The organism is Phormidium tenue FACHB-1050 (assembly GCF_014696925.1).
GTDB lineage: Bacteria > Cyanobacteriota > Cyanobacteriia > Pseudanabaenales > Pseudanabaenaceae > Pseudanabaena.
Window position 1 is genome coordinate 19,943 of record NZ_JACJQY010000013.1, and the last position, 14,915, is coordinate 34,857.

Genomic DNA, 14,915 nt, shown 5'->3' on the forward strand with positions numbered 1-14,915 from the left:
TGAATTGCCCTTACTATGGGATGTGGGTTTTCAGAATGGCGACAGCTATATAAGTCCTATGGGACTAAATACGAACACCAATCGCTCCAACTTCCTGCATAGAGCTTACCTGTCTCAATTCCTGCTAGCTTCAGCGATAGTAAATTCACGCAAGCCGTTACACCTGAACCGCAATAGACGATCGCTTCTTGAGCATTTTTCACTTCCTGCCAGCGATCGCCTTGATTTTCAATGACAAAACCTTGCTCATTGGTAACTTCCATCCAAGGATAATTAACTGCATCCTCGATATGACCAGCGATCGGATCGATCGGTTCTCGTTCACCCCGATAGCGATCGCCTTCTCGCGAATCAATTAAAACTACTTCTGGCAGGTCTTTGCGAGACTTCACCGTTTCGATATCGACGACTAATTCAGGTTGGAAGCTAGGAATAAACTTCCCAATTCCATCGACAGGAATTGTAGAACTAGTTGCATAATTCTGATCTTTCCATCCTGCAAAGCCCCCATCTAAAACTGCTACTTGCTCATGACCCATATATCGCAAAAGCCACCAAAGTCTTGAAGCAAAAGCAAATCGTGAGTCATCATAGACAACCACCATAGTTTCGCTTGAATTTATACCTATTTGAGAAAGCTTTTTGGCAAGTTTGTCAAAATCGGGCAGAGGATGTCTGCCACCATGTTTTTGAACAGAACTAGACAAGTCAAGATTAAGATCAAGATAATAAGCGCCTTCGATGTGGTTCTCTTGATATTGCTTACGACCTAGAGCTATATCCATTAATGAAAATCGACAATCCACTACAACCACCTGTGGATCGTGAAGATGATCGTGGAGCCATTTAGCAGAAACAACATGTAGATTATTCATAGTTTTAAGATAAGTATCTAATTTTCTGGTTTGAGGTCGCGTTCCATTAATCCTTCAACTGCTTGTTGCAAGGTAATTTCTCCTTTCAGTAACCGATAAACATAACGTGATACAGGTACGCTAATTTTTTCACGATCGCTAATTTCGATTAACACATTCGCTGTATTTACCCCTTCAGCTGTACCTTGCACATTTGCGATCGCCTCCTCTAGACTCAGTCCCTGCGCGATCGCATAGCCCACTTGATAATTCCGACTGAGATTGCTATTGCAAGTTGCTAAGAGATCGCCTAAGCCCGACAATCCCCAAAATGTTTCAGGTTGCGCCCCAAAGTAAACACCAACGCGAATAATTTCAATCAGCGATCGAGTGATTAAGGCAGATTTGGCGTTTGTACCGAGGTTTAAGCCATCACAAGCACCAACGGCGATCGCAATCACATTTTTGAGTGTACCGCCCAATTCCACCCCGATGGGATCGGAATTTGTGTAGACCCTGAAATTTCTGGAAGCAAAAATATTTTGAATAAATTGGGCGGCAGATGCCTCAGTACTTGCCACCACCGTCGCCGCAGGTTGTCCCATCATAATTTCTTTAGAAAGATTTGGTCCCGATAACACTACAAGAGGATGATCGGGAATTAGCGATCGCCAAATTTGTGATGGTGTTTGTCTAGTCACTGGCTCTAGTCCCTTAGTGGCACTGACTAAAACTGTATGGGGCTGAAGTTTTGCTGTTTGTAATTTTTCGGCGATCGCTCGTACTCCTTTGATCGATACTGCGGAGACAATTGCATCACTATTACTAACCATTTCTGCTAGAGATAATTGACTTTGGCGAGACCAAATTTGCACATGATGCTGATTGGTTTGAACTAAAGTTGCGAGTGCCGATCCCCACGCACCAGAGCCAATGATCGTCACATTTTTTAAGTCTGATTTCATGTTTTTGGTAGTTGATTGAATAGCAATTGCCATAGTGCTTACACCCAAGCAAGAAAAAAATTTCAAAACGTTGCCAAGCAAAGTTTTGAAATTTTTTTCTTCGGAGTTACTTAGTCGAGATTAGCGATAAGGGATCGGCAACTTAATAAAGAAACCATTTTTATGAGGGTCGGCAAAGCCGACCCTCATAAAAGTCAAGCACTAGCAAAAACAAGACTAGAAGCCAGACTCCAGATCACGACGGTGATATAATAACGTGTAGAAGCCTCTCAAGCACTAAAACCCTTGCTAGATAGATATTGATCGTCTTTAATTATCAATATCACATCAAGAGCTTTGATGGATGAGGGGTACTTTCGCTCATTTCTTGAGGAAGGCTAGCAACAATGATCGAAATGAATGTGGCTGGGATTGCTATTGATGCTGTGAGCCGTAATCCTATTGTCCTATTACGAGACACTTTAGAACGCAGAGCATTGCCAATCTGGATTGGGGAAGCTGAAGCTAAAGCAATCATTGGGGCATTAGATGGCAGACCGCTAGAGCGCCCAATGACCCATGATCTCATGCTAAATTTCTTGGATGCGTGGGGTATAACGGTTGAGCGAATTGTCGTTCATGCACTTAAAAATAGTACTTTTTATGCTGTGATTACGGTTTCTCAGGGAGATATAAAAAAAGAAATAGATGCTCGTCCTAGTGATGCGATCGCGATCGCGGTTCGTGCTAAATGTCCGATCTGGGTGATGGAAGAAGTTATTCTCGAAGCTTCGATTCCCGTAGATCAGGATGCAGATGAAGCCGAAAGAAGAGCATTTCGTGAGTTTTTAGCAAAGCTTACGCCAGAAGAATTAGTTAAAAAAAGTGGGCTTGAGAGCAATTAAAAAAAGCCACTAAAAAACCTTACAAAGCAAGGTTTTTTAGTGGCTTTTTTTTAGTTAGCAGAGTTGGTGGAATTGCCGTTAGACATTACCTCTACAAGTCCACGTAATCGCGTATCACTAGCTCTGGTATTACTAGCTTGATTCATACCAAATAGTCTTTCCGCAACTTCTCCTTCTTTGCCAAGTACTTTAATTGGTTGATTGTTATAGCTAAGAGCTACTGACGATGCATTTCCAGCTCGAATGGAAATTTGGCGATCGCCTGACCAAGATAACTTTTTACCTTCATTAAGTACACCCTCAAACTCGGTCTGCCCATCAACGGTAATCCTTAGCCAAGATTCACCTTGCATGACAATACCGACATTAACGGGCTTATTCCCCACAAATTCAAAATTACCATTGGCGATCGTAGTGCTATTGGGAGAGAGATTATCCGATACAAAACTGCTGTTTGCCCAAGCCGAGAGCATATTGTTAAGGTTAGGGTTTGCGCCGCCAAGGTTAGTTTGAGCCTGTGGCTTATTGAGAATAACAGTGGAAGCATCTGGTTTTTTGACTTCTATCGGTACAGGAACTGTAGTAGCCGATGCAGGGGTGGACATGGCCACGGATGCAGTCTGACGCAAAACCTCTAGCCCGCCAATTTTGGGCAACAAAGCTTCTGTTGGTTCAATCGGCTTGTTTGGTTTCGCTGAGCTTACTTGAGCAGCATCCCCAAAATTGGTTTGATTGTCATTAATCTTGTTAGCGTCAGGTGAGTTTAGGAATGTTGCTAACAAGCTAACCGCTCCTGCGATCACACCAACATATAGAGCATAGAGATGCAAGGGACGGAGTTCAGCGGCAGCACTACCTGCCCACTTTTGTTCAGGCAAAACAGGGTTTAAAGGAAAATCTTCTGAAAGATCGCCAACCCCTAAAGCATCACCATACTTACGGATAAATCCACGCACATAGACAGGTTCAGGTAATGAATCCATTTGACCATCTTCGATCGCACGCAAATAGCGCTCAGAAATTAATGTAGTCGCAGTTAGATGTGGAATTGATAGCTCCTTATCTTCTCGAATTCGCTTAAATTGCGCTCCGATTTCTGCTAATTTCTCTGCTTGCTTCGAGGTTGTAATATTCACAATACTCACAGACATGTAGAAAGAGATTGGACTGACTGACTTCAAGTTGGCTTTCAGTCGAACTTGGACAACCACAAGTTCTATGTATAGCGTCGTTGGCGATTTAAGTAATCTGGTGTAATTATATTACCTAACCTAAAGTAATATAACATTCTGCAAAGTTTTCACAGCAAATTACCTCGCCTTTAATTATATATCAATAGCTATATTGCCTAATGTAAAAGATGAGTGGTGGCGTGAAGATCCGCCGCTCATCTTTTGGGTTATGGCTATTTCTTGCGTTGCTATATGAGGAATTCCACAAACTAGTGCAAAGTAGCGACAATTCATGAATTGCCCCTACTTTGCAATGAAAATTTTAAGTCGTTTTTGAGTAAGTCCTAATATATAGCAACCGTCGATTGTGTTAGGACAAAAGCAAAACCCAAGAAGAGAATGGCGGCGCGAAGTGCCGCCATTCTCTTCTTGGGTTTTATGTCCTCATACACTTGGCGACAGCTATATAAAAACCAAAGGTTTACTTAGGGCATAAAACCCAAGATACAAGTAGCGGCGCTACTTGTTCTATCTAATACCAATTCAATAAAGTGTTGTCACACTTTATTGAATTGGACATAATGTCTTGATTTCATAATCACTTAATAGTCGATAAGAGCCTGACTTAAGAAGATCAAGAGATATCGCGCCGATCGCTACACGGTGTAAAGCTAGAACAGGGTGACCCAAATGCTCAGCAACACGCCGAATTTGGCGATTACGACCTTCTGCCAAAATTATCTGCAATTGAGTACGTGGAGTGGGATATTTATTCCGTTCAATTTGCAGAATCTTTACAGTTGCGGGGAGAGTGAGTTTGCCATCCAGCATAATTCCTGCTTGCCATTGTTGGATGATCTGATGGCTGGGAATATCTTTGACCCATACTTCATAGGTCTTGGCGACATGGTGGCGGGGATGCATCAGATAATTTGCAAAATCTCCATCATTAGTCAAGATCAAAGCCCCACTACTGTTGTAGTCCAACCTTCCAACTGGATAAACCTGTTGATATTGTGGTGGCAGGAAGGCTAAAACCGTCTTTCTCCCTTGGGGATCATCGCAGGTACTGACTACACTTGTAGGCTTATTTAGTAATAGATATAAAAAATCTGGGGCGTTAGTTTGGAGTAACTTGCCATCAACTTCAATGCGATCGCGTTCAGGATCAGCTTTCGTTCCTAATTCAGTAATAGTTCTTCCATTTACCGCAACTCGTCCTGCCAAAATTATCTGTTCTGCTTCTCTTCGCGAAGCAATACCATGTCTAGACAGAATTTTTTGAAGGCGATCGCTCATAAACGAATAATAAGATGAAAGGCGGCACGATGTGCCGCCTTTCATCTTAAAAAAATGCAAGCACTTATGCGTTTAATGCATTAAATAGTTGCAATTATTAAATAAAGTTTAAAAATATGTAGTTTCTTATACGAATTGGGATCGAAACGTTAAGTAGTGTAAATCCTATACAAAGTCGAAATAGCGCTTGAGAACTGGAAATTTAGGATTTCGCTACATTTAGCGATCGCTAAACCTAGACTTCACAAGTATGAGCCAAGGATAAATTACATGGCAAACAAAATTGAAGCCCTTAAAGAAGCGAAAGATGGGCTAGCCCTCAAAGCAGAAATTGCTCGCTTTGCCGAAATTGGTTGGGAAGCGATCGACGATGATGATTTGCAACATCGGTTGAAATGGTTAGGTGTATTCTTTCGTAAAAGTACTCCTGGTCGATTTATGGTCAGAATGCGTATTCCCAATGGATTGCTGAGTAGCGATCAGATGCGTGTTTTGGCTTCGGTGGTCGAAAAATGTGGTGAGCATGGCGTTGCTGATATCACCACCCGCCAGAACATTCAGATGCGCGGTATTTTGATCGAAGATGTTCCTGAAATGTTCGATAAGTTCCGATCTGTTGGTCTGACTAGCGTGCAGTCAGCTATGGATAACATTCGTAATATTACAGGTTCCCCTGTAGCTGGTATTGATGCCAATGAGCTTTACGACACTCGCGAGTTAGCTATCCAAGTTCAAAACTTACTTACTAATAATGGAGAAGGTAATCCTGCTTTTACGAACTTACCGCGCAAGTTTAACATTGCGATCGCGGGCTGTCGTGATAATTCCACCCATGCCGAAATCAACGATTTAGCCTTTGTGCCTGCCTTTAAAGACGAATCGCAAGAAACTTTCGGATTTAATGTTTTGGTTGGTGGTTTCTTCTCATCAAAGCGGATTGCCGCCGCAATTCCCTTAGATGTTTGGGTTGCTCCTGAAGATGTAGTTGCTCTTTGTGAAGCTCTGCTGATTGTGTTTCGAGACAATGGATTACGCGAGAATCGCCAAAAATCTCGTCTGATGTATTTAATTGATGAGTGGGGAATTGAGAAATTCCGCACTGAAGTTGAGAAGCAAATGGGCAAGCCTTTAGCATCTGCCGCCGCTAAGGACGAAATTGAATGGGAAAAGCGTGACCATATCGGTGTTCACAAGCAAAAACAAGCAGGATTAAATTACGTTGGTTTGCAAATTCCTGTCGGACGCATGTATGCCCCTGATATGTACGAATTTGCGCGTCTTGCCGAAACTTACGGTAATGGCGATATGCGCCTCACGGTTGAGCAGAATCTTCTGATTACCCATGTCAGTGATGAAAAAGTCACTGCGCTTCTGCAAGAACCACTACTTCAGAAGTTCCCTGTTGAGCCAAACAACCTCATGCGCGGACTGGTTTCCTGCACGGGTAATCAGTTCTGTCCTGTGGCGATCGTGGAAACCAAAAATCGCTCCCTAGCCCTCACCAAACAACTCAGTGCCGCCTACGACTTACCGAAAGTAGTACGGATTCACTGGAGTGGTTGCCCCAATTCCTGCGCCCAGCCACAGGTCGCCGACATTGGCTTTACGGGTTGCAAAGCTCGTAAAGATGGCAAGGTGGTTGATGGTGTAGACATATACATGGGTGGCACGGTAGGCAAAGATGCTCACCTTGGCACTTGTGTTATGGAAAAGGTTCCCTGTGAGGATCTGTACGAAGTGGTCGGCAAATTGCTTGTCGATCGCTTCGGTGCAGTTCCCAAACAGCATGGGGAAATGATCGCTAACTCAGCCGAATTAGTTGCCGTTGGCTAAACCAAATCCTTCTAGCGTCTTGCTAGAGAGAAGCAAATATTTAAAACATCAAAACAAATCAAAAAATCAGGAAATTAAACAATGGGAATGTTCTCTCGCCGTAAATTTTTGACCACCGCAGGACTTTCTACTGTAAGTGCGATCGCTCTAAATGCCTGTTCAGGAGGCGGTGAAGCTCCTAAAACAACGGACGCTACCACAAAGGCAAGTCCAGATGCGACAGCAACTTCTACCCCTAAAGTCAGTGCTGCCGACGCTCCAGAAACGACTAAAGCTAAGCTTGGGTTCATTGCTCTAACCGACTCCGCACCCCTCATTATTGCCAAAGAAAAAGGATTGTTTGAGAAATACGGCATGAAGGATGTCGAAGTGCTCAAGCAAGCTTCTTGGGGAACTACCCGTGACAATATCGTCCTTGGCTCTGAGGCGGGTGGTATTGATGGCGCTCACATTCTTTCTCCAATGCCTTACTTGATTGCTGAAGGCAAAATTACCAATGGCAACAAAGTGCCAATGTATATCTTGGCTAGATTGAACACCAACGGTCAAGCGATGTCGATCGCAAATGAGTTTAAAGAACTAAAAATCACTCTCAAGAGTGACACCCTCAAGGACAGCTTTGCCAAAATCAAGTCTGGCGGGAAAGAAGTCAAATGCGCTGTAACCTTCCCAGGTGGCAATCACGATCTTTGGATGCGTTATTGGCTAGCATCAAATGGTATTGATCCCAACACCGATGTCAGCACGATCGTTGTACCACCACCCCAAATGGTCGCCAACATGAAAGCTGGCAACATGCAAGCCTTCTGTGTCGGCGAACCTTGGAATGCCCGTCTAGTTGCTCAAAACGTTGGCTACACAGCATTTATTACTGGCGAATTCTGGAAAGATCATCCTGAAAAAGCCTTCACAATGCGTGGTGATTGGGTTGACAAGAATCCTAAAGCGACTAAAGCGATACTTGCAGCCGTTCTCGAAGCTCAAATCTGGTGTGAGAAGGCTGAGAACAAAGAAGAGATGTGCAAAATCATTGGTGCTGACAAGTGGCTCAAAGTTCCTCCCGCCGAGATTTTGGGTAGACTCCAAGGTAAGGTTGACTACGGTGATGGCAGAACCCTTGACAATCCCGATCTAGCGATGAAATTCTGGAAAGATAATGCTTCCTATCCATACAAGAGCCACGATCTTTGGTTTGTGACTGAAGATATGCGTTGGGGTTACTTTGATGCTGACACTGATGCCAAGAAGTTGGTAGATAAGGTTAACCGTGAAGATATCTGGAAAGAAGCGGCGAAGATGATTGGTGAAGAGGCGGCAATTCCGAAGAGTACTTCTCGCGGTATCGAGACTTTCTTTGATGGAGTCAAGTTCGATCCCGAAAATCCTAGCGAGTATCTGAAGGGACTGAAGATCAAGAAAGCGTAATATCGATTATCGACAAAAGGCTGAGCAAAGTTCAGTCTTTCTTACCCGAAGTAGGGGCAATTCATGAATTGCCCCTACTTACGTCAAATTAATTACTTCCAATTTAGGAGACAAAAAAATGGCAGCAGGCAGCATAACTTCTAAATTCACGCTTAATAACATAGGTGAATGGTTGCAACAGCAAGCAAAATATTTAATTCCACCATTGTTAGCGCTGGTCTTACTTTTATCGACTTGGCAAGTACTATGTTCTGGCAAGAAGCCCCCATTACCACCACCTGCAAAAGTTTGGGAAGAAACTCAACCATACATTTGGCATCCATTCTTTGACCGCGAATATTATGATGTCAATGCTAAAGAAAAAATTGATAGCCCTGCGCGTAAAGAACTCAAAGACAAAGTAACGATTGAACAAGGCTTGGGTGTCAAAACCATGATCAGCGTTCGGCGCGTGGCGATCGGTTACTCAGCCTCAGCGATTGTCGGTATTTCCCTAGGTATTGCGATCGGCACAAATGCTTTTCTGTATCGAGCTTTTGATCCAATCTTCCAAGTATTACGAACTATTCCACCTCTTGCATGGTTGCCGATCGCTTTAGCAGCGTTTAGTGGCATGAATGAATCTCTACAGACTATTGGGCTAAACGTCAACGAAGCAGCAGGGCTATTCGTGATTTTTGTCACTTCGATTTGGCCGATCCTCATGAATACGGCAGTGGGCGTGCAGCAGGTTCCTCAAGACTATCGCAACGTGTCAAGAGTATTGCGTCTCGGTAAATTTGATTACTTCATCACCATCTTGATGCCCTCGGCAGCACCCTATATCTTCACTGGTTTACGCATCGCTGTTGGTTTATCTTGGTTAGCGATCGTGGCTGCGGAAATGTTGACCGCAGGTGGTGGCATCGGCTTCTTTATTTGGGATAGTTACAATAGTGGCAAACAGAGCGAACTAATTCTTGCTCTGCTATATATCGGCTTAGTTGGTCTATTGCTTGACAAACTGGTTTACTACATTAGTAAATTTGCCGTCCAGTCAGATTCGTAAAATTCATCTTGTTGAACAAGGGGCTTAAGCCCCTTGTCTGTATAACATTCAATTAAACCTCGCTATAGCAATATGCAGACATTAGATCTTACTGATAACAACCAGAAAAAAAATCAAGACCCTTTTTTAGTAATTGATGGAGTTTCCAAAGTTTACCAAACGGCTAGAGGTCCCTATACCGTTCTCGAAGACGTGAACTTAACGGTATATGAAGGTGAATTTATTTGTGTGATCGGTCACTCTGGTTGCGGTAAATCAACATTGCTAAATATGGTGGCAGGTTTTAATAGACCGACTGCTGGAGAGATTTGCTTAAAGTCAAAACCAATTCTGCGTCCAGGGCCTGATCGCATGGTAGTTTTTCAAAACTATTCGCTATTGCCTTGGATGACTGCCTTTGAGAATGTCTATCTTGCAGTAAAGCAAGTTTATACTGACAAATCCAAAGAAGAAAAGACGAAGATTGCCAAAGATAGTCTTGCTTTAGTGGGCTTAACTGAAGCAATGAATAAAAAGCCGAAACAGTTATCTGGTGGAATGCGCCAAAGGGTATCGATCGCCCGCGCATTGTCAATTCGTCCTGAAGTCCTAATCCTTGATGAACCCTTCGGCGCGTTAGATGTAATGACTCGTGAAGAGTTGCAAGAAGAACTACTCTCAATTTGGCGAGCCAATAAAGTAACAGCGCTGATGATCACCCATGACATCGATGAAGCATTATTCTTAGCCGATCGCGTTGTTCTCATGAGCAACGGGCCCGCCGCCCATATCGCTGAAGTTATTGACATACCCTTCTCGCGACCTCGCGATCGTAAAGCAATTTCTGACGATCCCCGCTATTACACTCTTCGCAACTACATTCTTGAATTTCTATATAGCCGTTTTGCATTAGCTGATGAGGCAGAGTAGTTCCAGGAAAAAGGGGAAATAATCACCTATTACGCATCACCAATCCGCCATCACCAATTACCAATCACCAAACCATTATGTCTGCATTCCTAGAAATCGATCACGTCAGTCGTGTTTTTAAGACCCAAAATGGGCAGCCATATGTTGCTGTCAAAGATGTCTATTTTGAGATGAAAGAAGGCGAATTCGTCTCGATTATTGGACATTCGGGCTGTGGTAAGTCAACGGTTCTAAATATCCTGTCAGGCTTAGATAAAGCTAGTGCTGGCGGTATTGTTTTGGAAGGAAGAGAAATCAACGAACCTGGTCCCGATCGCATGTTGGTGTTCCAAAACCATTCGCTATTACCTTGGTTAACGGTGCGTCAGAATATTGGTTTGGCGGTGAATCGAGTCTTGAGAGATTTACCTAAAGAAGAGCGTCGTCGAATTATTCAAGAAAATATTGATTTAGTGGGGTTAAGTCACGCGGCAGATAAATATCCCAGAGAAATTTCAGGTGGCATGAAGCAAAGGGTCGGCATTGCTCGTGCTTTGTCGATAAAGCCAAAGATTTTATTGCTAGATGAACCTTTTGGGGCGTTAGATGCATTGACCAGAGGTCGATTGCAGGAAAAGTTAATGCATATCTGCGATGAAAGTAAAATCTCGGCGGTCATGATTACCCATGATGTTGATGAAGCTTTACTACTAAGCGATCGCATTGTCATGATGACCAACGGGCCAGAAGCGAAAATTGGACAGATTCTTACCGTTGATTTACCACATCCACGCAAAAGGCTTGAGTCCGTCAATCACCCGAATTATTATCGACTCAGAGGTGAAGTTGTTAGCTTCCTCGATCGTCAGAAGCAAATCAAAATTGAACGCGCTAAAAATAAGAATACAGCAGCGATCAGTATGGGAAATATCGAAAAAACCAATCTCACAATTGGCTACATTCCTCTTACTGATTGCGCTCCCTTTGTGATCGCTCAAGAGAAAGGGTTGTTTGCTAAGTATGGGCTAGACGTTACTCTCTCTAAAGAAAATAGCTGGAATGATCTTGCGGAAGGAATTCGCGAAGGTCGTCTCGATGCCGCGCAAATGGTTACAGGGATGCCCCTTGCGATTAGCCTTGGCATGGGTAGCAAGATCCCTGTCCCTGTAGTTACTTCTTTAACCTTGAGTCGTAATGGCAATGCAATCACCCTCGGTAATAGACTCCGTGATGAGGGCGTACATGATCTCGCTTCCCTAAAAACCTATGTCGATAAATTTGCGGATGCGTACAATCCTGCGCTGGGAATGGTACACCATGCCTCAATGCACAACTTACTCCTGCGGCATTGGCTAGCTAGTGGGGGAATTCAACCAGATCAAGATGTGGATGTCATCGTAATTCCACCGCCTCAGATGGTTTCTAACTTGATGGCAAACAATATCATCGGTTACTGTGTGGGTGAACCTTGGAATGTTCGTGCGGTCAATAGTAATGTCGGCTTTGTGGTAGCGACGGATCTCGATATTTGGCGAGGACATCCAGAGAAAGTATTAGGTGTTCGTAAAGATTGGGCGGAACAATATCCCAATACCCATTTGGAACTTGTCAAGGCTCTATTGGAAGCAGCGCAGTTCTGCGAACCGTTGGAAAATCGTGATGAAGTGGTGCTGACTTTGGCAAGTCCGAAATACCTCAATCTTGATCCTGTATATATTCGCCCAGGATTTGCGGGGCCCTATCGCATCAACACGATGGAAGCGAAATATGAGCAAGATTTCTGCCAATTTGGGGTCGGGAACATGCCATCACGCAAAGAGCAGTTATGGGTGCTGGTGCAAATGGCGCGTTGGGGTTTAGTTAATTTCCCAGAAAATCACGCAGAAGTTATTTATAACCTGCTTGCTACAAATGTCTATCAGCAAGCTGCGAAGGAGCTAGAGATTCCCATAATCGAAGAAGACAAATCGCCAATTGTTTTAGCCGATGGTTCAGTCTTTGATCCATCTGATCCGATCGCGGCTTTGCAATCCCTGCCATACTCACAATTCACTGAAACTAGCTATTTTGACCCCATTAAAGGTTTTGCCTCCAAAAAAGTAGCTGTTCGCCAATAGCTCAATAACAGTCTATGTCTGCACCTATTCCTGCCTCAACCACACCCAAAATCGTCAAAACCCTCTGTCCATATTGTGGTGTTGGTTGCGGTTTGGAGATTGTGGAAACAACTAATCAACCAACAGTCAAATTTCCTGATCGCTTCAAAGTCCGAGGCGATCGCAGCCATCCTTCCAGTCAGGGTATGGTCTGCGTCAAGGGCGCGACAATTGCTGAATCCATTCAAAAAGATCGACTATTGCATCCCATGATGCGTGATCGCCTTGATGATGAATTTCGACAGGTCAGTTGGGATGAAGCTTTAGATGCGATCGTCGGACAAATGCAACAAGCGATCGCCTCAAAGGGTGCAGATGCCCTTTGTATGTATGGTTCGGGACAGTTTCAAACCGAAGATTATTACATTGCTCAAAAGTTATTTAAAGGCTGTTTGGGAACCAATAACTTTGATGCTAATTCGCGGCTTTGTATGTCGTCAGCAGTTTCAGGCTATGCCAAAAGCTTCGGCTCCGATGGACCACCCTGTTGCTATGAAGATTTAGATATTACCGATTGTTTATTTGCGATCGGTACAAATACCGCCGAATGTCATCCCATTATTTTCAATCGCTTTCGGAAACATCACAAAAAGAATCCAAACGTTAAGCTTATCGTCGTTGACCCTCGCCGTACCCAAACCGCCGAGGTTGCAGATCTCCACTTAGCGATTCAACCTGGGACGGATATAGATTTATTAAATGGTATCGCCCATTTGTTATTGCAATGGGGAAAGTGCGATCGCCAATTTATTGAACAACACACCAATGGATTTGCCGAATTAGCAGAAATCACTCAACTCTATACACCCGAATTCGTGGCGCGTCGCTGTGGCATTGATATTGCAGATTTGGAACTAGCCGCTAAATATTGGGCTGAGTCACCACGAGTTCTTTCCATTTGGTCAATGGGTGTCAATCAATCCACTCAAGGAACAGCCAAAGTTCAATGCATCATTAATCTGCATTTGCTAACTGCTCAAATTGGCAAAGCTGGTGCTGGGCCTTTCTCATTGACGGGTCAGCCCAATGCGATGGGCGGTCGAGAAGCGGGTGGCTTAGCGCATTTACTCCCAGGATATAGATTCGTTACCAATCCTCAACACCGTGCCGAACTGGAAACATTTTGGGGTTTACCGTCTGGGCGAATTTCCGACCAAGTCGGGCGCACGGCGTGGGATATGATTCGCGGTTTAGAAGCTGATGAAGTAGATTTTCTCTGGATTGCCGCCACAAATCCCGCTGTTAGTTTTCCTGATCTGGTGAGAACGAAAGCGGCGCTAAGGCGATCGCCTTTTACTGTCTATCAAGATGCATATTATCCAATCGAAACCTCGGCTTTTGCTCATGTTCTCCTCCCCGCAACGCAATGGAGCGAAAAGACTGGCACAATGACCAATTCCGAGCGCTGTGTCACTCTCTGTCAAGCTTTTCAGTCTCCCCTCGGTGAGGCTCGTGATGACTGGGCAATTTTTGCTGAAGTCGGTCGCCGCCTTGGTTTTAATGACCAGTTCCAATTTCAAACTTCTGCTGAAGTTCATGCAGAGTTTGTGCAGATCACTCGCGATCGCCCCTGTGATATGACAGGTATTAGCCATGCAAAGCTTGCTAAAATGGGGGCGATACAATGGAATAGTTCCGATCAAAATCCCGATCAAGACCAAATTCACAATAAGCGTCTCTATACCGATCTTCAATTCCATACCAGCGATCGCAAGGCAAGATTTGGTGCTTATCATTCCCAAGGTGTGTTTGAAACTCCTGATGAGCATTATCCATTTATTCTCACCACGGGTAGGCTATACGGGCATTGGCACACGCAAACCCGCACAGGTCGCATCGACAAAATCCGTCAGATGCATCCCAATCCCTTTATCGAAATTCACCCCAAGGATGCCAATAAGTTTGGTATTAATAATGGCGATCTAGTAGAAGTGCGATCGCGTCGCGGTTCTTCCAAATTTCCTGCACTGGTAACTGAGGCGATCGCAAGAGGCGTACTTTTTGTACCAATGCATTGGGGAACGCTCTGGGCAGATAACGCAGAGGCGAATGCACTCACTCATCCTGAATCCGATCCTGACTCAAAGCAACCAGAATTAAAAGCCTGTGCGGTCGCGATCTCATTAGTTAATCCACCTTAGTGGATTTATATAGCAAAAAAAGAGTTAGCTAGTACAAACCAAAACCCAAGAATCGAGTGGCGGCGCGAAGCGCCGCCACTCGATTCTTGGGTTTTATGTCCTAAGAAAAACTTGCTTTGCTATAGCTCCAAAACCTTTTCCTGTGACTGATGTAAAATGAAAACATTGGTAAACTTGGTAATGTATAGCTATAGCCACCTGTATCAGAACAAATCAAAACCCAGATAGTGTGAGGCGGCGCGAAGCGCCG

General features: G+C 44.1%; 11 protein-coding genes. 7 read left to right on the forward strand and 4 right to left on the reverse strand.

The genetic code is table 11. From position 1 onward, the window contains the following. Nucleotides 1-56: 56 nt before the first annotated feature. Both H6G05_RS10185 and H6G05_RS10190 read right to left on the reverse strand, forming a co-directional pair. A complete protein-coding gene (locus tag H6G05_RS10185) occupies nt 57-875 on the reverse strand; it encodes a sulfurtransferase (protein ID WP_190578072.1) in 819 nt (272 codons plus the stop codon). Between the two features lie 17 nt (nt 876-892). Then, nucleotides 893-1,852 (reverse strand): NAD(P)H-dependent glycerol-3-phosphate dehydrogenase, encoded by a 960-nt coding sequence (locus H6G05_RS10190; protein WP_242025396.1) that lies wholly within the window; start codon nt 1,850-1,852, stop codon nt 893-895. Nucleotides 1,853-2,205: 353 nt separating this feature from the next. Between H6G05_RS10190 and H6G05_RS10195 the strand changes: the two genes are divergently transcribed. Beyond that, the gene (locus tag H6G05_RS10195) at nt 2,206-2,703 is read left to right on the forward strand and encodes a bifunctional nuclease family protein (RefSeq protein WP_094533289.1); all 498 of its coding nucleotides are present in this window, start codon (nt 2,206-2,208) and stop codon (nt 2,701-2,703) included. A gap of 50 nt (nt 2,704-2,753) precedes the next feature. Here H6G05_RS10195 and H6G05_RS10200 read toward each other — a convergent pair whose 3' ends face one another. Beyond that, complete coding sequence (locus H6G05_RS10200; protein ID WP_190578073.1) at nt 2,754-3,914, reverse strand: helix-turn-helix domain-containing protein; 1,161 nt, start codon at nt 3,912-3,914, stop codon at nt 2,754-2,756. Between the two features lie 525 nt (nt 3,915-4,439). Continuing rightward, nucleotides 4,440-5,174, reverse strand: a complete 735-nt coding sequence (locus H6G05_RS10205; RefSeq protein ID WP_190578074.1) for a pseudouridine synthase — start codon at nt 5,172-5,174, stop codon at nt 4,440-4,442. A 270-nt stretch (nt 5,175-5,444) separates the two neighbouring features. Between H6G05_RS10205 and H6G05_RS10210 the strand changes: the two genes are divergently transcribed. From H6G05_RS10210 to H6G05_RS10235, 6 genes are all read left to right on the forward strand, one after another. Further along, complete coding sequence (locus tag H6G05_RS10210; RefSeq protein ID WP_190578075.1) at nt 5,445-7,007, forward strand: ferredoxin--nitrite reductase; 1,563 nt, start codon at nt 5,445-5,447, stop codon at nt 7,005-7,007. A gap of 81 nt (nt 7,008-7,088) precedes the next feature. Next, nucleotides 7,089-8,432 carry a CmpA/NrtA family ABC transporter substrate-binding protein gene (locus tag H6G05_RS10215; protein WP_190578076.1) on the forward strand — a complete coding sequence of 448 codons (1,344 nt, stop codon included), beginning with the start codon at nt 7,089-7,091 and terminating at the stop codon, nt 8,430-8,432. 118 nt (nt 8,433-8,550) lie between these two features. Then, complete coding sequence (gene ntrB / locus H6G05_RS10220) at nt 8,551-9,480, forward strand: nitrate ABC transporter permease (protein WP_190578077.1); 930 nt, start codon at nt 8,551-8,553, stop codon at nt 9,478-9,480. A 72-nt stretch (nt 9,481-9,552) separates the two neighbouring features. Further along, a complete protein-coding gene (locus H6G05_RS10225; RefSeq protein ID WP_190578078.1) occupies nt 9,553-10,389 on the forward strand; it encodes an ABC transporter ATP-binding protein in 837 nt (278 codons plus the stop codon). Nucleotides 10,390-10,466: 77 nt separating this feature from the next. After that, nucleotides 10,467-12,485 (forward strand): ABC transporter ATP-binding/substrate-binding protein, encoded by a 2,019-nt coding sequence (locus H6G05_RS10230; protein ID WP_190578079.1) that lies wholly within the window; start codon nt 10,467-10,469, stop codon nt 12,483-12,485. 14 nt (nt 12,486-12,499) lie between these two features. Continuing rightward, complete coding sequence (locus tag H6G05_RS10235) at nt 12,500-14,665, forward strand: molybdopterin oxidoreductase family protein (protein WP_190578080.1); 2,166 nt, start codon at nt 12,500-12,502, stop codon at nt 14,663-14,665. Nucleotides 14,666-14,915: the final 250 nt, after the last annotated feature.